The organism is Brachybacterium sp. p3-SID957 (assembly GCF_025144775.1).
Classification (GTDB): domain Bacteria; phylum Actinomycetota; class Actinomycetes; order Actinomycetales; family Dermabacteraceae; genus Brachybacterium; species Brachybacterium epidermidis.
Window position 1 is genome coordinate 15,058 of sequence record NZ_JALXKT010000021.1, and the last position, 22,524, is coordinate 37,581.

17 protein-coding genes are annotated in these 22,524 nt (G+C 69.0%); 9 read left to right on the forward strand and 8 right to left on the reverse strand.

Annotated elements, in window-relative coordinates:
• Positions 1-30: 30 nt before the first annotated feature.
• From M3B01_RS06360 to M3B01_RS06370, 3 genes are all read left to right on the forward strand, one after another.
• Positions 31-513 (forward strand): hypothetical protein, encoded by a 483-nt coding sequence (locus M3B01_RS06360; protein WP_259790326.1) that lies wholly within the window; start codon positions 31-33, stop codon positions 511-513.
• A 57-nt stretch (positions 514-570) separates the two neighbouring features.
• Positions 571-1,743: a thioredoxin-disulfide reductase gene (trxB, locus tag M3B01_RS06365; RefSeq protein ID WP_193864999.1), complete on the forward strand. Its 1,173-nt coding sequence runs from the start codon at positions 571-573 to the stop codon at positions 1,741-1,743.
• Positions 1,744-2,035: 292 nt separating this feature from the next.
• The gene (locus M3B01_RS06370) at positions 2,036-2,386 is read left to right on the forward strand and encodes a hypothetical protein (RefSeq protein ID WP_259790327.1); all 351 of its coding nucleotides are present in this window, start codon (positions 2,036-2,038) and stop codon (positions 2,384-2,386) included.
• A 2,407-nt stretch (positions 2,387-4,793) separates the two neighbouring features.
• On the opposite strand, the gene M3B01_RS06375 is transcribed toward M3B01_RS06370, so the two are convergent.
• The 8 genes from M3B01_RS06375 to rpmH form a co-directional block, all read right to left on the reverse strand.
• Positions 4,794-6,650, reverse strand: coding sequence for a ParB/RepB/Spo0J family partition protein (locus tag M3B01_RS06375; protein ID WP_259790328.1), 1,857 nt, complete (start codon positions 6,648-6,650; stop codon positions 4,794-4,796).
• Between the two features lie 86 nt (positions 6,651-6,736).
• Complete coding sequence (locus tag M3B01_RS06380) at positions 6,737-7,600, reverse strand: ParA family protein (RefSeq protein WP_259790364.1); 864 nt, start codon at positions 7,598-7,600, stop codon at positions 6,737-6,739.
• A gap of 52 nt (positions 7,601-7,652) precedes the next feature.
• Positions 7,653-8,345 (reverse strand): 16S rRNA (guanine(527)-N(7))-methyltransferase RsmG, encoded by a 693-nt coding sequence (gene rsmG / locus M3B01_RS06385; protein WP_259790329.1) that lies wholly within the window; start codon positions 8,343-8,345, stop codon positions 7,653-7,655.
• 8 nt (positions 8,346-8,353) lie between these two features.
• Positions 8,354-8,815, reverse strand: a complete 462-nt coding sequence (locus M3B01_RS14715; protein WP_396123341.1) for a protein jag — start codon at positions 8,813-8,815, stop codon at positions 8,354-8,356.
• A gap of 339 nt (positions 8,816-9,154) precedes the next feature.
• Positions 9,155-10,261 (reverse strand): membrane protein insertase YidC, encoded by a 1,107-nt coding sequence (yidC, locus tag M3B01_RS06395; RefSeq protein WP_259790332.1) that lies wholly within the window; start codon positions 10,259-10,261, stop codon positions 9,155-9,157.
• An 86-nt stretch (positions 10,262-10,347) separates the two neighbouring features.
• Positions 10,348-10,626 (reverse strand): membrane protein insertion efficiency factor YidD, encoded by a 279-nt coding sequence (gene yidD, locus M3B01_RS06400; RefSeq protein WP_259790334.1) that lies wholly within the window; start codon positions 10,624-10,626, stop codon positions 10,348-10,350.
• An 11-nt stretch (positions 10,627-10,637) separates the two neighbouring features.
• On the reverse strand, positions 10,638-11,015 hold the full coding sequence (gene rnpA / locus M3B01_RS06405) for a ribonuclease P protein component (RefSeq protein WP_259790336.1): 378 nt from the start codon (positions 11,013-11,015) through the stop codon (positions 10,638-10,640).
• A 26-nt stretch (positions 11,016-11,041) separates the two neighbouring features.
• On the reverse strand, positions 11,042-11,179 hold the full coding sequence (gene rpmH / locus M3B01_RS06410; protein ID WP_193864992.1) for a 50S ribosomal protein L34: 138 nt from the start codon (positions 11,177-11,179) through the stop codon (positions 11,042-11,044).
• Between the two features lie 427 nt (positions 11,180-11,606).
• Here rpmH and dnaA point away from each other — a divergent pair, with 427 nt between their 5' ends.
• The 6 genes from dnaA to gyrA all read left to right on the forward strand — a co-directional run bounded on the left by dnaA (position 11,607) and on the right by gyrA (position 22,522).
• Positions 11,607-13,307: a chromosomal replication initiator protein DnaA gene (gene dnaA / locus M3B01_RS06415; protein ID WP_259790338.1), complete on the forward strand. Its 1,701-nt coding sequence runs from the start codon at positions 11,607-11,609 to the stop codon at positions 13,305-13,307.
• 406 nt (positions 13,308-13,713) lie between these two features.
• Positions 13,714-14,838, forward strand: coding sequence for a DNA polymerase III subunit beta (dnaN, locus tag M3B01_RS06420; protein ID WP_259790340.1), 1,125 nt, complete (start codon positions 13,714-13,716; stop codon positions 14,836-14,838).
• Between the two features lie 20 nt (positions 14,839-14,858).
• Positions 14,859-16,124, forward strand: a complete 1,266-nt coding sequence (gene recF / locus M3B01_RS06425; RefSeq protein WP_259790341.1) for a DNA replication/repair protein RecF — start codon at positions 14,859-14,861, stop codon at positions 16,122-16,124.
• Positions 16,121-16,978: a DUF721 domain-containing protein gene (locus M3B01_RS06430; RefSeq protein WP_259790342.1), complete on the forward strand. Its 858-nt coding sequence runs from the start codon at positions 16,121-16,123 to the stop codon at positions 16,976-16,978. Before recF ends, M3B01_RS06430 begins: the two co-directional genes overlap by 4 nt.
• Positions 16,979-17,356: 378 nt before the next feature.
• Positions 17,357-19,453, forward strand: a complete 2,097-nt coding sequence (gene gyrB, locus M3B01_RS06435) for a DNA topoisomerase (ATP-hydrolyzing) subunit B (protein ID WP_259790343.1) — start codon at positions 17,357-17,359, stop codon at positions 19,451-19,453.
• A gap of 111 nt (positions 19,454-19,564) precedes the next feature.
• Positions 19,565-22,522, forward strand: a complete 2,958-nt coding sequence (gyrA, locus tag M3B01_RS06440) for a DNA gyrase subunit A (protein ID WP_259790344.1) — start codon at positions 19,565-19,567, stop codon at positions 22,520-22,522.
• Positions 22,523-22,524: the final 2 nt, after the last annotated feature.

Consider the following 22,524-nt stretch of genomic DNA (forward strand, 5'->3'; position numbering starts at 1 on the left):
CGCAGCAGGCTGCCCGCGCGGTTCCGCTCCGTGACCGGGATCCCTCTGTCCCTGGCCCTGATCGCCCTGCTGCTGGGGCTGCAGCTCTCTGCGGCGCTCGACAGCGGCACCACCAGCCGGGTCCGCACCGGGTCCTCCTCGGTGGACGGGGCGGCTGTCCCCGGGAAGAACGAGTCGGGTCTCCCCGTTATCACGGAGATGACCCTCGGGACCGAGGTGCAGCGCCTGATCGACAGCGGAGCCATCCTGCCCATGGCGAGCTTCGACGCCGCGCAGTGCCTGCGTGAGCAGAACATTCCCGATTCCGTGCTGATCATGGAGGAGGTGGCATGGGGCGCCGAGGAGACACCCGGCTGGCTGCTGGTGCACGGTCCCGGGGACCGCGAGACGCTGCGCTCCACCGGCGGCATCGTCTCGGCGACCGTGGTGCTGCCCCAGTGCGGATCGGTCCAGGATGCCGATCCCGCCGCGAACCTGCTGTGGACCGGCCAGGTCATGGTCGGCAGCGTCTGAGGTCGCTCCGGTGACCCGCACCCCGAACTCCCCGTACCCCATGGAAGGAACCCACCCGTGAACCAGCCCATCCAGGCCCTGAACATCCTCGGCACGACCCCTCTGGGCGCCACCGCCGAGCCCGAGACGCAGCAGGCGGCCCCCGATCACAGCGACGCCCCCGTGCACGATGTGGTCATCGTCGGCTCCGGCCCTGCCGGCTACACGGCCGCCGTGTACGCGGCCCGCGCCGAGATGAAGCCCGTGGTGATCGCGGGCGCTCTCGACGCCGGCGGCGCGCTGATGACCACCACTGACGTGGAGAACTTCCCCGGCTTCCCCGGGGGCGTGCAAGGGCCCGAGCTGATGGCGCAGATGCAGGAACAGGCCGAGCGGTTCGGCGCTGAGATCCTGTTCGAGGACGCGGTGGACCTCCAGCTGGAGGGTGAGATCAAGACAGTCACCCTCGACGACGGCACCGTGCACCGCGCGAAGGCCCTCATCATCGCCACCGGTTCCGCCTACCGCGAGCTCGGTGTGGAGGGCGAGGAGCGGCTCTCGGGCAAGGGCGTCAGCTGGTGCGCCACCTGCGACGGCTTCTTCTTCAAGGACCAGGACATCGTGGTGGTCGGCGGTGGCGACAGCGCCGTGGAGGAGGCCACGTTCCTCACCCGCTACGCCACCAACGTGACCCTGGTGCACCGCCGGGACGAGCTGCGGGCCTCCAAGATCATGGCCCGGCGCGCCGAGGCCGATCCCAAGCTGCGCTTCGCCTGGAACAGCCAGGTGGTGAGCATCAACGGTGAGGACAAGGTGGAATCGGTGACCCTGCGGGACGTGGAGACCGGGGAGGAGCGCACCCTTCCCACCGGCGCCGTGTTCGAGGCCATCGGGCACGTGCCGCGCACCGAGCTGCTGCGCGGGAAGCTCGAACTGGACGCGCAAGGATACATCGTGTGCAAGGACCGCTCCACCTACACGTCCGTTCCAGGAGTCTTCGCTGCCGGCGACGTGGTCGACCACACCTACCGGCAGGCCATCACTGCCGCGGGATCCGGCTGCCAGGCCGCGCTGGACGCGGAGCGCTGGCTCACCGACCAGGCAGCGCTGGCATTCGCCGGGGAGGCAAGCCCCCGCGAGGCCGCCGCCGACGAGGTGCCGACGGAGCCCTCCGCACCGGAGGCCCAGCTCACCCCCGTCACGCCGGGGACGGAGTCCGACGCGTCGACGACATTGCCCGCAGCGGAGTGATCGGCGCGGCACCGATCCGCACCGACCTGGGCTCCTTCTCATGAGCAGCCCCTCCATGCCAGGGGCGGGGAGGCCTTCGCGGAAGGACCGGTCGGCTGACGTGGAGCACCCGGTGCACCCCGACCAGCCGACTGACCTGGAGCTGCTCGCTGATCCGGAGCAGCCGACTGACCTGAGCGGGGACCGTCCTGCCGTGGTGCTGGTGACGGCATCGTGGTGCGGTCCCTGCCGACCGGCACCCACGGTGCTTCGTGAGCTGGGCCGACGGTGGGGGCCGTCTGTGCATGCGGTCATGATCGAGGACCCGTCCGATGAGGTGCTCGATCAGCTGGTGATCGACGTGCTTCCGGTCTGGCTGCGACTGGCGCCGGGAACCGTTGCCGCACCGGGGCCAGGCTCTGCCCCCGTGTCCCCAAGGACTCCACAGCACGTCGGCAAGGAGCACAGCGTGCCCGCCGGGTCCGGCGTACCTCCGGACGCCGACCCACCTCACCCGCTCATCGCCGACCTGCGCGGTGCCTTTCCGGATGGCACGCCGGTGCGACTTCGCGGGGAGTGGTCCATCACCAAGCGTCACGACGGCGCCCTCCCCAAGCACGAGGTCGCCGTGCGGTTCGGCAGCGTGGATTCGGGTCTCGACTGATCCTGTCAAGTCATCCCGTACTCCTCCCGCTGACATGCACGAACTCGCCGTGCACCATGTCGTGCACACAGTTGTCCACACACAGCGGCACATCAGTCCACAAGGTTATCCACAGGAAAATGTGGACAAGGTCGAGGTCGTGAATCATCTCTACTCACGTGTACAAAGTAGCGGCTGACCTGCAGTTTTGCTCATTCCCGCAGGCCACGCCGGGTAAGGGGCCTGTGCCTGGCGTGCACAGCCTGGTCCGGAACAAAGATCGACCGAGGGGGATTGTCCACACACTTACTCACAGTGTGCAAAGTCGCGGATTGAGTGGCCCTCCTCCCTCATGGCCCGGGTCCACGAGGAACATGGCTGTACCGCTCCGCTGGCTGTTCCCAGTGATGATTGCTGTCCACTTCGCCGGTGCGCTGGCAGGCGCTCGCGTCGCCGCATCCCGCCCGGTCATTCATCAACGGCGATCTCATGCAGCTGTGGCCCGCTCCATGTTCCGCGTGAAACGCCGCCGTCTGCGGCCGAATAGTAGAGGGTCCTCTGTCGGCGAAGCCCGCGGCGGGGTGCTCTATTCGAACGATTCTGCGGGTTTCACGGCGAACGGGTAGACCCACTGGAGGGTTCCTCATTGAGCAGCCCCCTGTGAATTGAGTCGTGACGGTGTGGCCTGCACCGCCCAGCAACCATCCCTGGCGGTCAGAGGTTGTGTTCCATGTGAAACGGGATGCTTCGCTGGGCAAGGCCGTCGTTTCACATGGAACATACGGCGCCCATCGTCGTGATCGAGAGAGTGACCTCTGTGCTCCCTAGACGACGCTGTCATTGTGGATCGGCTGCGAGGCGCGACGCTAGGCGAGTTCTCCTCACAACCGAAGCCCACTCGGCGCCGCAGTCTCTGTACTGCGAGAACCCCGTTTCACATGGAACGCCCCAAGAGCTCGGCGCCACACTGGATCCGTCCGATCGTTGCCGCTTATCTTGACGCGACCGTATCGCTGCCCGCATGAACCGCGGGTGCGAGTTTCACGTGCAACCAGCTCACGTGCTGGGTGGTGACGCCGTACGTCCAGATGGGAACGGCATCCAAACATCGCCGGTAGCACCCTTTTTGGTAGCTTCACGTGAAACTGCCCGCCACGTTCCGTGGACCGCCGTGAGCTTCGGCCTACCTGGCCCGCTGCGCATAGCACTGGCTCCGGCAGGCGGGGTGTGCCGCTAGGAGGACGCGCGACGCTCGGAGCTACCGAAATGAGAGGCGTCCATCCGCGGCCGCACATCAAAGACACCTTGCTCCGCACGCTCCATCCACCACGGCCCGGACTGTGCGGCTGTTTCACGGAAAACTAGAGCATCGTGCCGTTACAGCTGACAACGCCGCCGACGGGGAGATGGCTAGCTGTGTTTCATAGTTGCGTTTCACGTGAATCTCATGCGCGGCTCGTAGCCAGGCTCGTGGCGGCCGCCCCAAGCCACCCCGCGCGCGGGATGGCTCCGGCCCTCGACCTCGGGAGAGCCCGCACGATCCCACCCCACAAGTGAGCCCAGCGGCCTCGGCTGTGCGCCTGACGAGTGCTGGTGGGGATCAATCCCGCTTGACCTGGCAGCCCGTCCGCGTTCCACATGCAACGGGTCATGCGGTGCAGCCCCAGTCACGGGGAATCAACTCGAATGCCCGGCAACACGGGTTACACGTGAAACATGGCGCCGGCCTCTTGCGGGGCAAAGAGGCCCCGCGGTTGTAATTCTCCGGATGTCCCTCATCCACGGGGCGCACCGCGTTCTACACCGCAGATTTTTGCGGCGCTGTACGAGTCGAACGCACTTACTTCGCCATTACACGAAATCTGACGTTTCCCGTGGAACCTCGGCCTCGCCCGCGTAGTCGCCCGCAAGCAAGCCGCGTGACGACTTGGCGAGCCCCCGCGAGGAGATGACGAGCGATGATCCACGTGAAACCATTCCCGCAGCAGCGCCCAGCGTCACGCTAACCCTGGTTCACGTGGAACAACGCAGCGAACATCCGCATCATCTCACCGACCCCAAAAAGTACCGCTAGCACGTGATTCAGGGCCGTCACGGAGCAGGACGACCGAGCTATCACCAGCGGAAACGCGCCTCATCCACACGTCTGTGCACAATGGTGGATTCAGCAGCGGCACGATGCGTCGGCGTATGCACGTGGATGCGGTCTCGCAGTGCTCTTGGGCTCAACGGGCCCGTGCGTGTCACAACCACACCAGAAATGCGTGACCCGTCCGCCCCGAAGGAGAAGTGACGCCGCCGACGCTGCACGCTTTTGCAGTGGACTGCATACTCTTGCACCGGGTCGCGGAACCCACCGCTGTGCCGGAGCCCGGCTCTGTGCGATGTCCAGGCGCCGAGTTGCCCAGCGCCGTACACAGGGTGCCGTTCAGACCCGCTGGTCGTTCCCGTCGAACTGGGCCGGCAGCTCCAGCCCAATGCGTTCCACCAGACGCTCGAGATCCTCGATGTTGGAAAACTCCATCGTGATCTTTCCCTTGCGCTTCCCCACGTCGATGCGAACGGGAGCCTCCAGACGATTGGAGAGCCGGCTGGTGATGTCCACGACGTGGGGATCGTAGGTGCTGCGTCGCGGGGTCCGAGTGACCGTGGGCTGTGCACCGCGGGCCACCAGGCGTTCCACGGCACGCACGGAGAGGCCCTCCTGCACGATGCGCTGGGCGAGCTCCTCCATCAGGGACGGGTCATCCAGGGAGAGGAGAGCTCGTGCGTGGCCGGCGCTGATCGCTCCGCTGGCGAGCCGTCGCTGCACAAGAGCGGGCAAGCGCATCAGGCGAAGAGTGTTGGTGATCTGAGGGCGCGACCGGCCGATCCGCTCAGCCAGCTCCTCCTGGGTGCAGCCGAAGTCCTCCAGCAGCTGCTGATATGCAGCCGCCTCCTCCAGCGGGTTCAGCTGGGATCGGTGCAGATTCTCAAGCAGCGCATCGCGCAGGAGGTCGTCGTCGCTGGTCTCACGGATGATCGCCGGGATCCGATCAAGGCCGGCACGCCGAGCGGCACGCCAACGGCGCTCGCCCATGACCAGCTCGAAGGACTCACCATCCTCCGTGACGGAGATCGGCCGCACCACCACGGGCTGCAGCACACCGACCTGCTGGAGCGACTCGGCGAGCTCGTCGAGCTCGTCCTCGTCGAACATGGTGCGGGGGTTGCGCGGGTTCTCGCGGATCTCATGGATCGGGACCTCGGCGAACTCCGCGCCCGGCACGGGCACCAGGCCCGCGTCCTCATCGTCCTTGGATGCGGTATCGGGCTGCGCGGTCTCGGTCACCGAGCTCGTGTTCCGCGGCGCGGACACCGGGGTGCTCTGGACCTCCTCGACGTCGACCGCGGGGCTCTCGCCAGGAGTCTCGGACACAGTGGAATCCTCCTCCACCGGCGCGGGAGCGATCGGGGAGGGAGCGACCGGTGCAGAAGCCCCAACCGGTGTGGCATCGGCGGAGCCGGACTGCGCAGGTTCGGGCGCCGCGGAGCCGGACTGCGCAGGTTTGGTCGCGGCGGAGGGGCTCGCCACTGCAGGAGTCTCCTCCGAGGGCGCTTCTGCAACGGGCGCCTGCTGCGTGCCTGCGGGATCGGCGGGCTTGGGGGAGGTGGAACGACCGGGCTTCGTCGTGGTGGACGTCGTGGCCCGGGACGAGGAGGTGCCCTTCTGTCCAGCAGTGGACGTGGTGTCACGGCGGGACTTCAATGCACCGGCCTTGGACGACCCCGTCGCGGAGGCACCGGCCTTGGAGGTCCCGGCCTTGGAGGTCCCCGCCTTCGATGTCCCCCCTTTCGACGTCCCCGCCTTCGACGCGCTCTTCGTGGCGGTTCCCTGCCTCGAGGATCTGTCCTTGGAGGACTCGGACTCGGTGGCACCTGACCCAGCGGATGCGCCCGCGGAGGAGGATTTCGCGGTGCGGGTCCTTCGCGCGGGTGACGAGGTGCTCCTGCTGGTCGCCGTACCTCCGGCGCCGCGCCCGCGGCGCTCCGCGGCGGCGCGCGCCATGTCTCCGGCGAGATCCTGCTTGGCTGCGCGTTCGCGCTGGGGCCGGTCGGAGTCCGAGTGCACCGGTTCACCGGAGAAGAACATGTCCACCGGCCTGGTCGAGGAGCCCTTCTCCCCGGCCTCCGGCGAGGTGCGCGGGTGCGAACGGGTGCGCAGATCCTGGCCGGGTGCAGGTGCGGTGCCAGCGCCCGGGATCAGTGCGCCGAGGCCTCGACCGAGTCCGCGCTTCTGCGTCATGTGCGTCGTCCTTCCGGGTGGGTCGTCCACCGAGAGCAGGGGAACCGTTCCGCTGGGGGCGTCGTCGCCATCGGCGGATCGGGGGGTCAGGGGGCTGGGCGAATGGTGAGTTCGTGGGCTGCGGCGCGGTACGCGAGGGCGCCGCTCGACCCCGGGTCGTAGGTCAGGACCGTCTGCCCGTAGCTGGGGGCCTCGGAGATCCGGACCGAGCGCGGGATGGTGGTCGAGAAGGTCTGCTCCGGGAAGTGGTCGCGCACGTCCTGGGCCACCTGGGCAGCCAGTCGGGTACGGGCGTCGTACATCGTCAGCAGGATCGAGGAGACCACAAGCTCCGGGTTAAGGTGCTGGCGCAGCAGCTCGATGTTGTTCAGCAGCAGGGTGAGGCCCTCGAGCGCGTAGTACTCGGCCTGGATCGGGATCAGCACCTCTCGGGCCGCGACCAGGGCGTTCACGGTCAGCAGGCCCAGGGAGGGCGGGCAGTCCACCAGTACGTAGTCCAGGCGCGGGAGGCCGGCCGATTCGCGCTCGGCCAACAGGTCGCGGATGGCGCCGCGCAGCCGGTTCTCCCGGGCCACCATCGAGACCAGCTCGATCTCGGCGCCGGAGAGGTTGATGGTCGCGGGCGCGCACAGCAGCCCCTCCAGCTCGGGGACCTGCTGGATCACCTCCTGCATGGGGGTGGACTCCACCAGCACCTCGTACATGCTGGGCACGTCCGCGTGGTGGTCGATGCCCAGGGCCGTGGAGGCATTGCCCTGCGGATCCACGTCCACCACCAGCACGTCCAGCCCACCCATGGCCAGGGCGGCCGCCACGTTCACGGTGGTGGAGGTCTTGCCCACCCCGCCCTTCTGGTTGGCCACCGTGATCACACGGGTGGCTTCCGGAGCGGCGAACTCGAGCCCTTCCAGCTCGCGGCGTCGAGCATGGTCACGGGCCAGTTCGCGCATCAGCGGAGTGTCGTCCAGACCGCCGCCTGCGGGCGCGGAGTCCTCGCGCTGATCAGCCACGTCGGCCTCCCTTCCTGGTCGCCTGGGGGGTGCGGAGCACGTGGACCACTGTAGTGGGAACCTCCACCTCGCCGTCCCCGTACCGCTCGATGCGGGCATCGGTCCCGCCCAGACGGCGCAGCACCGGGGCGGCCTTGTCGATCTCCTCCGCCGCGGAGCCGCCCTTCATGGCCAGCAGCGTGCCGCCTGCGGTCACCAGGGGCAGGGTCCACCTGGCCAGTTTGTCCAGCGCGGCCACGGCACGCGCGGTGACCAGATCGAAGTCACGCTCGCCGTGCAGCTCCTCGGCACGGGCGCGCACCACCTCGATGCCCAGCCCCAGTTCCGCGTTCACCTCGTCGAGCCAGGTGGTGCGACGCTGCATGGTCTCGATCAGGGTGACGCGCAGCCCGGGCCGCGCGATCGCGATCACCACGCCCGGCAGTCCTGCACCGGAGCCGACGTCGGCCAGGGTGCCGACGGGCCGGCCAGTCGCGCCCACCTCGTCGATCGCGTCGGCCAGCAGGGCGCAGTTCAGGACGTGCCGCTCCCACAGCCGATCCACCTCGCGCGGACCGATGAGACCCCGCTCGGGGCCCTGCTCGGCGAGCATCCCGGTGAAGCGCTCGGCCAGGTCGAGACGGTCGCCGAAGAGCCGCTCGGCCGGGCCGCGCAGCTGCTCGGGAACGGTGGAGGAGGGGGCCATCCGGGACCTCAGGACGCCGGGTAGATCACGACGTGACGGTCCTTGCCATCACCGTCGGACTCCGAGCGCAGTCCCTCACGCTTGGCAACGTCGTGGACGACCTTGCGCTCGAAGGGGTTCATGGGGCGCAGCGGCACCGGGGAGCCCCCGGACTTCGCCTGCGCGACGGCATCGGCGGCGAGATCCTCCAGGGACTCCTTGTGCTGGGCCCGGAAGCCGCAGATGTCCAGCATCAGGCGGGAGCGGTCGCCGGTGCGGGTCTGCACGGCCAGTCGAGTGAGCTCCTGCAGGGCGTCCAGCAGCTCGCCGCGCGGCTCGTTCATGCGCTTCAGCTTCTCGGCCCCGCGGATCTCCACGGAGGCACGGTCGCCGTCCACGTCGATGTCGATGTCACCATCGAGATCGGCGATGTCCAGCAGCTCCTCGAGGTAGTCGGCGGCGATGTCGCCCTCCTCCTCCAGGCGCTTCAGACGCTCCTGGCGGGACTCGCCGGAGTCCTCGGCATCAGGAGCCCCTGCCGGTGCCTCCTCGTCCGCGGCGAAAGATGCATCACCGGCGGATGCGACAGCCTCAGCGGAGCGGGCGGGCTCTGGCCTGCCGGCGGCCTGGGCGGCCTCGCCCTGCTCCTCCAGGGTGATGATCTCGGCATCCATCGCGGTGGGATCCGGGGCGGTGCGGTCAGTGGCGGCGCGTGCGTGGCCGCCCTCGCCCGAGGGGGGCTGCGGGGTGGTGTCGTTCATCGGTGGTCCTCCTGGAATGCTGCGGGAAAAAGGATGTCCGGGGAGCAGCAGTGCTCCCCTTGGACACGGTCACTTGTGGCGCTTGGATCCCTTCTTGGAGCCCTTGGATCCCTTGTTCAGGGGCGAGGTGGACGGCGCGGGCTTCTCCTGGGCGGCGCGGGCCTGCTGGGCAGCCCGGCGCTGCTCCTGCGCCTTGGCGCGGGCGGCGCGGGCCTGCGCCAGCTTCTCCTGATCGCTGAGGCTCTTGTTCTTCTTGGGCTGCACGCGGATGGGGGCAGCCTCCTCGGGCTCGGCCACGACCTTCTTCTTCGGCGTGAAGTCCAGGGGCTCCAGGCCCTTCTTCTCGCGCTTGGCGTTGATGCGGGCCTGGCGCTGCTTCTCCGCATCGGAGCCCGGGGTGGGGGTGGCGCGGATGACGATGTACTGCTGGACGAAGGTCCACACGTTGGTGGTGAGCCAGTAGATGAGCACACCGATCGGCATGCCCGGTCCCGTGATCACGTAGATGAACGGGAGCATGTACAGCATCATCTTCTGCGTGCTGGCCATCGGCCCCTCAAGGGCTGCCTTGGGCATGTTGCGCATGGTCAGCTCCTTCTGGGTGATGAAGGTGACCGCGCACATGAGGGCGATGATGATGCCGGAGACGAATTTGGTGGTCAGACCGCCGTCGCCGGACTGCAGGAAGCTGTCGGCGATGGTGACGTTGCCGAGGAAGGTACCGGTGTAGGCGCTGTGGGCCAGCTCCGGGGTGAGCGGGCCGAATCCCTCACCCCCGGCGGCCTGGGGCAGCTTGGTGTACAGCACCCGGAACAGCGCGAGGAAGATCGGCATCTGCAGCAGGATCGGCAGGCACGAGGAGAACGGGCTGGCGCCGGCCTCCTTGTAGATGGCCATGGTCTCCTGCGCCATCGCCTGGCGGGACTCCTGGTCCGTCTTGCCCTTGTACTTCTTCTGCACGGCCTGCAGCTCGGGGCTGACCATCTGCATCGCCCGGGAGGCCCGGATCTGGCGCACGAACAGCGGGATGATCAGGGTCCTGATCACCACGGTGAGGCCCACGATCGACAGCGCCCAGGTCCAGCCGGAGTCGGGGTCCATGAACACGGACAGCAGCCTGTGGAACTGCACCATGATCCATGCCACGGCCCATTCGATGGGATACAGAGGGTTCATCGGCCTGGTTCTTCCTGCCGCCCGGATGCGCATGACGTCCATGCGATGTGACGGCTGTGGGTCGGGGTTCTGGACAAGGGTAGGCCCTAGCGGGCCGGTCGCCGCAGTCGACGTGGATTGGTCCACATCCCCGGGGCGGGAACCGGATCGGGGCCGCCGCGGGTGAGCGGGTTGCAGCGCAGGATGCGCCACGTGGTAAGCAGGGTCCCCTTCACGGCGCCGTGGACGCGCAGGGCGTCCATGCCGTACTGGGAGCAGACGGGGTAGAAGCGGCAGGCCGGCGGCGTGTACGGCGAGATTCCCACCTGGTAGGCCCGCACCGGCAGTGCCAGCAGGCGGCGCGGCAGGTCCCTCACAGTGCGCATCGAGGTGCCCATCAGAGCGCCGCCTCCCCGGCGGAGCGCCGGGAGAGCTTGCGGGTGGCCGAATCGAGCGCACCGGTCAGATCCGTCTCGAGCTGGTCGAAGGCCTGCGCATCGATGCCCGGCAGGGCGCGCACCACCACGGCAGCGGTCGGGGGCAGCTGCGCCAGCTGCGGTCGGATGATCTCCCGCATCCGACGGGTCACGCGGTTGCGCACCACGGCGTTGCCGATCTTCTTGGACACGACGAATCCCACGCGGGGTGCCTCCGGTCCCTCCGGCAGGAGGGCCAGGTGCACGACCACGTGGGATCGGGCGCTGCGCACGCCACGGCGGGTGACGGCGCGGAAGTCGTCGCCGGTGCGGAGCCGGTGACGGGACCAGGGGGTCACGGTCCCGACGCTGCCGGCCTGCGGCCTCAGGCCGACAGTTCGCTGCGGCCCCGGGCGCGACGCGCGTTGACGATGGCGCGGCCGGCGCGAGTGCGCATGCGGGCGCGGAAGCCGTGCTTCTTGGCGCGACGACGGTTGTTCGGCTGGAAGGTGCGCTTGCTCATCGGTTCTCCTCGATCATGGGCACGGACGTGCCCCTCGCGGTGGCATGTGGTCTGCTGCGCGGACGGGCTGATCGGGCGCTCGCGCGGATGACGGAGCGGCTGCCGGGTGACCGGACCGACCAGGACGACGTCCCGGTGACGTCTACAGGTCGGCTCGCAGCGCTGACTGCACGATCTTAGGGGCGGGGCGTCGAGGGGTCAACGGCTGAGGCGCAGGTGAGCGCCGGTGTGGCCGGTTTCTCACTGCGCGCCGCACGCCCACGGGCGTCTCCACGGTGGTAACGGACGGCGGTGAGGGGACGCACGTCACGGGAACCGCCCGCCCCCGACCAGGTGCGGCGACCTGACGTCCCACGCATCCACACCACCGATCCACACGATTGTGGATCATGTGGAAAACTACCCGGACTGCTGCCTTCCACCGGAGATGATCATGAATGACACGCGGATCGACGTCGAGGTGATCTGGGACCGCACCCTTCAGATCCTGCGCCGTGACGAGACCGTGTCCCCCCGGGTGATGGCCCTGCTCACCCTGTCCCGGCTGATGGCCGTGGTGGCGGACACCGCCCTGCTGGCAGCCCCCTCCACCTCGGCGAAGGAGCTGTTCGAGCACCGGATCGTGGACTCCCTCAAGAGTGCGCTCAGCGAGGCCGCCCAGCGCGAGATGCGCTTCGCCGTGACCGTGGACGAGTCCCTGCTGCTGGAGGGGGACGACGAGGATCCCGCCCCCGGCGGTGCGGTGCCCTCCCGTCCCACCAGCGCCGGTGCACAGTCTGTGGACAACTCTGTGGATGTTTCTGGGGAGGATGTCCACATCGGGCCCTCCGGTGGTGGATTCACCCGTGCGGGCAGCGGTGACCGGTCAGGGACCGCAGGCGGCAGAGGCAGCATCGCCCCGTCGGCCACCGACGCGCACTCCTCGACCCCGCCGGCCCAGTGGGGCCCGGACTCGGCCCGGCCCGTCAGCAGCACCTCCCCTGCCGCCAGCCGATCCCTGTGGTCCCCTCCCACCGCGGATTCCCCGGCGCCGGCACCGCGGGCCCCGCTGGCCGAGACCACGCTGGTGGGTGATTCGCGCCTGAACGGCAAGTACACCTTCGACACCTTCGTGATCGGCTCCTCGAACCGTTTCGCTCAGGCAGCCTGCTCGGCCGTGGCCGAGACCCCCGCCAAGGCCTACAACCCGCTGTTCATCTACGGCGGCTCCGGCCTGGGCAAGACCCACCTCCTGCACGCCGTGGGCCACTACGCCCAGAGCCTGTACCCGGAGATCGTGGTGCGGTACGTGAACTCCGAGGAGTTCACCAACGACTTCATCAACTCCGTGCAGTCCGGCCAGTTCGGCAAGGCCCAGGAGTTCCAGCGCCGCTACCGCGACATCGACATCCTGCTGATCGACGACATCCAGTTCCTTCAGCGCGCACCTGAGACGATGGAGGCGTTCTTCCACACCTTCAACACGCTGTACAACTCGGACAAGCAGATCGTGATCACCTCGGACCTTCCCCCCAAGGAGCTGGGAGGCTTCGAGGACCGCATGCGCTCGCGCTTCGAGATGGGCCTGATGACCGACGTCCAGCCTCCGGATCTCGAGACCCGCATCGCGATCCTGCGCAAGAAGGTGGCCCAGGAGAACACCGGTGAGGTGCCCCACGACGTGCTGGAGTACATCGCCAGTCACATCGCCACCAACATCCGCGAGCTCGAGGGCGCACTGATCCGGGTCCAGGCGCTGCACTCCCTGTCCCGGCAGCCGATGGACGTCACCCTCGCCCAGAGCGTGCTGAAGGACCTGCTCAGCCACGACGACGGCACCCAGATCACCGCCTCCACGATCATCGCGCAGACGGCCACCTACTTCGGTCTTTCGGTCGAGGAGATCATCGGCACTGGGCGCTCGCGGCGCCTAGTCTCGGCCCGGCAGATCGCGATGTACCTGTGCCGTGAGCTGACCGACATGCCGCTGATCCGCATCGGCGAGGAATTCGGCGGCCGCGACCACACCACCGTGATGCACGCCAACAAGAAGATCAGCGAGCTGATGAAGGAGCGCCGCGCGATCTTCAACCAGGTCACGGAGCTGACAGCACGGATCAAGAGCTCCAATTCCAGCTCCCGGCACTGAGGGATCACACGCGGGAGAGGACCCTGTTCCTCCCCAATGTGGACAACTCTGTGGATGGTGTGGACGGATTGGCATCCATGCAGGAGATGGTGTGCATGGTGGAATCACAGGAATCGGCTGTGAGGGCTTCGTCCTGCACAGTCCGACCACGTCGGAACGCGCGTGATTCACACTCCGTCCATCTGTCGCTCGTACGTGATGACCTGGGAGGACGGTGGTTGTCCACGGAATCCACAGCCGTGATGAAGAGGACTGCAGTTATGTGCTCGACGTGGATGTGGACGGGGCGCCGGGGGCGGGCATCAGGGAAGTCAAGGATCTCAGCCGGTGTGTCGGCGGAAGGGTCTCGGAGCGGATACGCTGGGTCCCGATCGTGAATGACGACCCTTCCGAAGGAGTGGCAACGGTGAAGTTCCACCTCGACCGCGGCGTTCTGGGCGACGCCGTCTCCTGGGCCACCCGCACCCTCCCCGTGCGACCGGCGATGCCCATCCTGCAGGGTGTGCGGATCGTGGCCGATGCTGGCGGCGAGCTGCAGCTGTCCACCTTCGACTACGAGGTCAGCGCGCAGATCACCATCGACGCCGAGGTGGACCAGCCCGGCGAGGTGCTGGTGCAGGGCCGGATGCTCTCCGACATCGTGCGCGCCCTGCCCAACAAGGACGTCACCATCGCCCTCGAGGGGACCAAGCTCGAGGTGCGCTGCGGCAGCGCTCGCTTCGCCCTGGCCACCCTGCCGGTCGAGGAGTACCCACAGCTGCCGGCCATGCCGCCCGTGGCGGGATCCGTCCCGGCCGACGTGTTCGCCGAGGCGATCTCCCAGGTGACCGTGGCCGCCTCCAAGGACGACACCCTCCCCCTGCTCACCGGCGTGAAGATCGAGATCTCCGGCGAGACCATGACGCTGATGTCCACCGACCGCTACCGGCTGGCGATGCGCGAGCTCACCTGGAACCCGGCCAGTCCCGGCACCGAGCTGACCGCCCTGGTGCGCGCCCGCACCCTGCACGAGGTGGCCCGTTCCCTGGCCACCGGCGGCAGGGTGGACATCGCGCTGTCCCAGGAGGGCTCGGCGAACCTGATCGGCTTCGAGGCCGGCGGCCGCCGCACCACCTCCACCCTGGTCGACGGCGACTACCCGCCCGTGCGCCGCCTGTTCCCCGACTCCACCCCGATCACCGCGGTGGTCGCCACCGGGCCGCTGATCGACGCGGTCAAGCGCGTGTCCCTGGTGGCCGAGCGCAACACCCCCGTGCGGCTCTCCTTCACCGAGGGTCAGGTGGCTCTGGAGGCCGGCGCCGGTGACGACGCCCAGGCCAGTGAGGTGCTCGAGGCGCAGCTGGACGGCGAGGACCTGGTGGTCGGATACAACTCCGGCTTCCTGCTGGACGGTCTGAGCGCCCTGGGCACCGAGTTCGCGCGGCTCACCTTCACCGACTCCATCAAGCCCTCCGTCATGGCCGGCCAGGAGTCCCTCGAGGGCAGCCCCAGCAGCTCGTACAAGTACCTGATCATGCCGATGCGGATCTGAGCGGCGGGGGTGACCCCTCCGTGCTGCTGACCTCCCTCGAGCTCACCGACTACCGCTCCTACCCCCGGCTGTCTTTGGCCGTGAAGCCCGGGATCACCGTGCTGGTGGGACGGAACGGCCAGGGAAAGACGAACATCGTCGAGGCCGTCTGGTACCTCGCCACCCTCTCCAGCCACCGTGTCTCCCACGATGCCGCGCTGGTGCACCGCGGCGAGAGCACCGCCATCATCCGCGCGAGCTTCCTGCGCGCCGGCCGCCCCCTGCAGGTGGACCTCGAGATCACTCCGGGCCGGTCCAATCGTGCCCGCGTGCAGGGCAGCGGCCTCAGTCGGCTGCGGGACCTGCTGGGAGAGGTGCGAGCGGTGCTGTTCGCCCCGGAGGACCTGGGCCTGGTCAAGGCCGATCCCGAGGGCCGGCGGCGGTTCCTGGACGAGCTGCTGTTCGTCATCGCCCCGCGCTACGCCTCGGTCAAGGCCGACTACGACCGGGTGCTCAAGCAGCGCTCCAACCTGCTCAAGCAGATGCGGTCCATGAGACGCGGCAGCAGCGGCCGGTCTGTGGGCGGGCTGGACCCCGCCGAGTCCGCCGAGTCCACCCTGGCGGTGTGGGACCAGCAGCTGGCCCGACTGGGCGCGGACCTGCTGCGTGCCCGACTGCACCTGGTCAACCGCCTGCGCCCCCATGTGGGCTACTCCTACCTGCGGGTCTCCTCCGACGAGGGCGCTGAGGAGTCCCTCTCCCTGCCCCCGGACCAGCGGCCCGAGGTGAACTCCCCGGCCGATGTCGCCTACCGCTCCGCGGTGCTCGATGAGCTCGGTGCCCTGCCCGGCACGCTCCCCACCACCGTCGAGATCCACGACGTGATGCTGCGGATGCTGGGCGAGAGGCACGACGAGGAGATCGACCGCGGTGTCACCCTGGTGGGCCCCCACCGCGACGACATGGAGATCCGTCTGCACGACTTCCCCGCCAAGGGGTATGCGAGCCACGGCGAGAGCTGGTCGCTGGCCCTGTCGCTGCGCCTGGGCTCCTACGACCTGCTGCGACTGGAGGAGGGGGATCTCGGCGACGGCGAGCCCATCCTGATCCTCGACGACGTGTTCAGCGAGCTGGACGTGCACCGCCGTGAGCGCCTGGGACGCATCGTCACCGGCGCCACCCAAGTGCTGATCACCACCGCCAACGACACCGACATCCCCACCTCCCTGCACGGGGACATGCACCTGGTGGACGTGACGCTCGGCGAGGCGGTGCCGCGCAGCAGCAGCGCCGGGAGCAGCTGGTGAGCGGCCGCATGACTCCGCGCCGCGGCGGGTCTGCGCCCGGCGGTGGCAGCGCAGCTGACGGCAGGCGTCGCACCCCGCCCCCGACCCTGCCGCGACCGTCGCTGGCGAACCCCTACGACCTGTCCACGTGGCGCCGGGACGACACATCGGCGCAGCGCCCCGGTGCCGCGCATCTGCCGCAGGAGCCGCCGACCGAGCAAACCCGCGCCCAGCGCCAGGCGAGCTGGCCGGAGCCGGGTCCCGGTCCCGACCAGGGGGCCGATGACCAGCAGTGGGTCGACGACCGCGATCCCGAGCCGGAACCGCCTGCCTACGACCCGGTGGACCTGCCCACCCCCGCTGACCCCTTCGAGCTCGCCCGCCGCACCGTCAACCGCTCCCGGGCCGCGGCGCGAGACCGGGGCCTGTTCCCGATCTCCGCCAAGACCCAGGCCCGCGACGTGCGCGACCGATCCACCAGCGCGCCGGGCTACTCCGGCGCGCGGCCCGATCCCCGGGACCCGCAGGGCGTGCAGCTGGTGCTGCGCCGCGTGCTGGGCGACCTGGGATGGAGTGCCGGCATGAGCGCGGGACGCGTGCTCGAGGAGTGGGAGGAGATCGTCGGCGACCGGCTGGCTGCCCATTGTCGCCCGGTCTCCTTCGAGGACGGGGTCCTGGTGGTCAGCGCCTCCTCCTCCGCCTGGGCCTCCCAGCTGCGCATGCTCACCCCCCAGCTGATCACCACCATCGAGGAGCACGTGGGTTCGCACGTCGTCTCCGAGCTGCGAGTCACCGGGCCCGCGGCCGCGCAGCGCAGCTGGAAGAAGGGCCGCCGCACCGTCACCTGGAGGGGCCCGCGCGACACCTACGGGTGAGATCCCTGCACGGCCCTGTGGCGGGAGATCACCCCTCGGCGCGTACCGGACCCCACGGGACGGTGTCCGAGTCGTTCCACGGGGGGTTCTCGGGCCGCCTGGGGGCACTCCCGCGTCGTGTTGTCCACGTGATCGGGGCGTCGAATAGGTTCACGGGCCTGATTCCGATAGAATCGACCAGGTTCGACCGGCAACCCGGCGCACTGCTTCCTGTTCCCGGCCCCGAGGTCAGCGTCCTGTGGGCCCTCGCGCGTGTGCGCGAGGCGCGGCGGGCCGTTCGCGTGCCAGGCCAGGATACGTTCCGCGCCGCCACCAGGTCGAACCCCCTCGGCGCTCCACCGGAGCCGAGGGCCCCCGTACTGCGAGGAGCTGCACCACGTGAGCGACAGCGACCACCCCACACCCGATCAGGCAGTGACCCAGGCCCAGGCCGAGCCCCCCGCGCCCAGCGCCGCGGAGAGCGCCGCTCACGCACCTGAGCACTACGAGGCCTCGGACATCACCGTTCTCGAGGGCCTCGAGGCCGTCCGCAAGCGCCCCGGCATGTACATCGGCTCCACCGGTGAGCGCGGGCTGCACCACCTGGTGTGGGAGATCGTCGACAACTCCGTGGACGAGGCCCTGGCCGGCCACGGCGACTCGATCGAGGTCACGCTGCTGGAGGACGGCGGCGTCAGGGTGGTCGACCACGCCCGCGGCATCCCGGTGGACATGCACCCCACCGAGGGCAAGCCCGCCGTGGAGCTGGTGCTCACCGTGCTGCACGCCGGCGGCAAGTTCGGCGGCGGCGGGTACGCCGTCTCCGGTGGTCTGCACGGCGTGGGATCCTCGGTGGTCAACGCCCTGTCCCGTCGGATGGAGGTGGAGATCCGCCGTCAGGGCCACGTGTGGCGCCAGGCGTACCAGCGCGGCATCCCCGAGGCCCCGCTGGACAAGGGCGAGCAGACCGAGGAGACCGGCACCACCATCAGCTTCTGGCCGGATGCGGAGATCTTCGACGCCACCGTGTTCGACGTCGAGGTGCTGCGCAAGCGCTTCCAGCAGATGGCGTTCCTGAACAAGGGCCTGGCGATCACCCTCACCGATCTGCGTCCCGCCGTCGTGGAGGAGGGCGAGGAAGACCTCGTCGACGTCGAGCTGGAGGGCGAGGGCGAGGACAAGCCCGCCGGCCCCCCCACCTGGACCTACCGCTACGACCGCGGCCTGCAGGACTTCGTGGAGTTCATCAACAAGGCCAAGCGGGCCGAGGTGATCCACCCCGAGATCATCGCCTTCGAGGCCGAGGACACCGACGTGAAGATCTCCGTCGAGGTCGCCATGCAGTGGACGGGTGCCTACTCCGAGTCGGTGCACACCTACGCCAACACCATCAACACCCATGAGGGCGGCACCCACGAGGAGGGCTTCCGCACGGCGCTGACGGCGATCGTGAACCGGTACGCCCGCGCCCAGGGCATCCTCAAGGAGAAGGACGCCAACCTCACCGGTGAGGACATCCGCGAGGGCCTAACCGCCGTGGTGTCCGTGAAGCTCGGTGAGCCGCAGTTCGAAGGCCAGACCAAGACCAAGCTGGGCAACGCCATCGCCCGCACCTTCATGGTCAAGGTGATGAACGACCAGCTGGTGGCCTGGATGGAGTCCCACCCTCAGGAGGCCCGCTCCATCGTCACCAAGGCGCAGGCCGCCGCGATGGCCCGCGAGGCCGCCCGCAAGGCCCGCGACGCCACGCGCCGCAAGTCCCCGCTGGAGACGGGTGGCATGCCCGGCAAGCTGCGCGACTGCTCCTCCCGCAACCCCGCCGAGTCCGAGATCTTCATCGTGGAGGGCGACTCCGCCGGCGGCTCGGCCGTCTCCGGTCGCGATCCGCGCACCCAGGCCATCCTGCCCATCCGCGGCAAGATCCTGAACGTGGAGAAGGCCCGGCTGGACCGCGCCCTGGACAACCAGGAGGTGCGCTCGCTGATCACCGCCTTCGGCACCGGCATCGGCGAGGACTTCGACGCCACCAAGCTGCGGTACCACAAGATCATCCTGATGGCCGACGCCGACGTCGACGGCCAGCACATCTGCACCCTGCTGCTGACCCTGCTGTTCCGCTACATGCGGCCGCTGATCGAACTGGGCCACGTGTTCATCGCGATGCCGCCGCTGTACCGCCTGAAGTGGTCCAACTCTCCGCACGAGTACGTGTTCAGCGACGAGGAGCGCGATCAGCGCCTGGAGGCCGGCCGCGCGGCCGGCAAACGGATCCCCAAGGAGAACGGGATCCAGCGCTACAAGGGCCTGGGCGAGATGGACTGGAAGGAGCTCCAGACCACCACCATGGACCGAGACGTGCGCACCCTGAAGCAGGTCACCGTGGACGAGGCCGCCGATGCGGACACCATCTTCTCGGTGCTGATGGGCGACGACGTCGACGCGCGCCGCCGCTTCATCCAGGAGAACGCCAAGGACGTCCGCTTCCTCGACATCTGACGGCCCGGGCGCCGCGCACCGGATCCTCACCGGTCCCCGCGCGCGCCCCGCGGCCGGCCCCCACCCGCTGCCCCAGGATCCTCCGGGATCCGATGCGAAAGGTCTTCCCGCATGAGCGACACCCCGAACGACCCCACCACCCCCGAGGAGAACGGCGGCCTCCCCGCCGACCAGGGCGCCGGTGGGACCGGCCCCGAGCCGACGGGCACCCCGTCCGGCGCCGATGACGTCCTGCTGGAGGGAGCACCGGCCGGCCAGGTCGCCCCCGAGGGCACCACCCAGGTCTCCGCCTCCGAGGCCGTCGATCGCACCGTCACGCTGGTGGACCCGCTGGACGAGAGCGAGGTCGACAAGATCAGCCAGGTCGACCTCAACCAGGAGATGCAGCGCTCCTACCTCGACTACGCGATGAGCGTGATCGTCGGCCGCGCCCTGCCGGACGTGCGTGACGGACTCAAGCCCGTCCACCGCCGCATCATCTACGCGATGTACGACGGCGGCTACCGCCCCGACCGCTCCTTCTCCAAGTGCGCGAAGGTCGTCGGCGAGGTGATGGGCAACTACCACCCCCACGGCGACTCGGCGATCTACGACGCGATGGTGCGCCTGGTCCAGCCGTGGTCCATGCGGTACCCGCTGATCCTGGGGCAGGGCAACTTCGGCTCCGCCGGCGACGACGGCGCGGCCGCCCCGAGGTACACCGAGTGCAAGATGGCACCGCTGGCCCTGGAGCTGGTGCGGGACATCGAGCAGGACACCGTCGACACCGTCGGCAACTACGACAACACCATCCAGGAGCCGTCGATCCTGCCGGCCCGCTTCCCGAACCTGCTGGTCAACGGCTCCTCGGGGATCGCCGTGGGCATGGCCACCAACATCCCCCCGCACAACCTGCGCGAGGTCGCAGGGGCCGTGCAGTGGCTGCTGCAGAACCCCGAGGCCACCAAGCCCGAGCTGCTGGAGGCCTGCCTGCGGTTCATCAAGGGCCCCGACTTCCCCACCGGCGCCACCATCGTGGGCACCAAGGGCATCGAGGAGGCCTACCGCACCGGCCGCGGCTCCATCACTCAGCGCGCCGTGGTCAACACCGAGGAGGTGGGCGGGCGGATGGCCCTGGTGGTCACCGAGCTGCCCTACCAGGTCAACCCCGACACCCTGGCCCGCAAGATCGCCGAGCTGGTCAAGCTGGGCAAGGTGCAGGGCATCGCCGACATCACCGACGAGACCTCCGGCCGCACCGGCCAGCGCCTGGTGCTCACCCTCAAGCGGGACGCCGTGGCCAAGGTGGTGCTCAACAACCTCTACAAGCACACCCAGCTGCAGGAGAACTTCTCCGCCAACATGCTGGCCCTGGCCGGCGGGGTGCCGCGCACCCTGTCGATCGACTCGTTCGTGCGCGAGTGGACCCGCCACCAGATCGACGTGATCGTGCGGCGCACCCAGTACCGCCTGCGCAAGGCCGAGGAGCAGATCCACATCTACCGCGGCTACCTCAAGGCGCTGGACGCGCTGGACGAGGTGATCGCCCTGATCCGGCGTTCCCCGGATGCCGACCAGGCCCGCGAGGGACTGATGGAGCTGCTGGAGATCGACGAGATCCAGGCCAACGCCATCCTGGCGATGCAGCTGCGCCGCCTGGCCGCCCTGGAGCGCCAGAAGATCATCGACGAGCACGACCGCCTGCAGGCGATGATCGAGGAGTACAAGGCGATCCTGGCCGATCCTGCCCGGCAGCGCAGCATCGTCTCCGAGGAGCTCACCGAGATCGTGGAGAAGTACGGCGACGACCGCCGCACCCAGATCCTGCCCTTCGACTCGGACATGTCGATGGAGGACCTGATCCCGGAGGAGGACGTGGTCGTCACCATCACCAAGGGCGGTTACGTCAAGCGCACCCGCACCGACCAGTACCGGGCGCAGAAGCGCGGCGGCAAGGGCGTGCGCGGGGCGGCGCTGCGGGCCGACGACGTGGTGGAGCACTTCTTCACCACCACCACCCACCGCTGGCTGCTGTTCTTCACCAACCAGGGCCGCGTGTACCGCTCCAAGGGCTACGAGATCCCTGAGGCGCCGCGCGATGCGAAGGGCCAGCACGTGGCGAACCTGATGGCCTTCCAGCCGGAGGAGCGGATCGCCTCGGTGCTGTCCCTGGACACCTACGAGGACGCCGAGTTCCTGGTGCTGGCCACCCGCTCGGGCCTGGTGAAGAAGACCCCGCTGTCGGCCTTCGACTCCAACCGCACCGGCGGCATCATCGCCATCAACCTGCGCGAGGTGGATGGCCCCGACGGGCCCCGACAGGACCGCGTGATCGCGGCCCGTGCAGTCAACAGCGACGACCACCTGCTGATGGTCTCCCGCAACGGCCAGTCGGTGCGCTTCCCCGCCGCCGACGACGTGCTGCGCCCCATGGGCCGCGCCACATCCGGCGTGACCGGCATGAAGTTCCGCAACCAGGACGAGCTGCTGGCCATGGACGTGGTGCGACCGGGCACCTTCGTGGTCACCGTGACCGACGGCGGCTTCGCCAAGCGCACCAGCATCGAGGAGTACCGCCTGCAGGGCCGCGGCGGCCTGGGCATCCGGGTGGCGAAGCTGCCGGACGACCGCGGCCACCTGGTCGGCGCGGCCGTTGTGCAGGAGACCGACGAGCTGCTGGTGGTGATGGAGCGCGGCAAGGTGGTGCGCTCGCGCGTGGACGGCGTTCCCGCCAAGGGCCGCACCACCATGGGCGTGGTGTTCGCCAAGCCCGACAAGGGCGACCACATCATCCTGGTGACCACCACCTCCGAGGCCGAGGTGGACGAGGAGATCGAGGCCGCTGAGGGCGCTGGGTCGGAGGCCGCCGCTGGTGAGGCCGCGATCGCCGAGGCGATGGAGGGGACCGAGACCGCCGCGGAGGCCGCCCGGGAGGACCTTCCGGCCGATCCCGACGGCGAGGCCGGTTCGGCAGATCCTGTGGAGGCTTCGCCCGCGGACGCGTCGCAGGGGACGGTCGACGGCGGCGATGATCTAGGCTCGGAGCCGTCCGACCCGTCGTCCGACGATGACACCCAGACCGAGGAGTGACC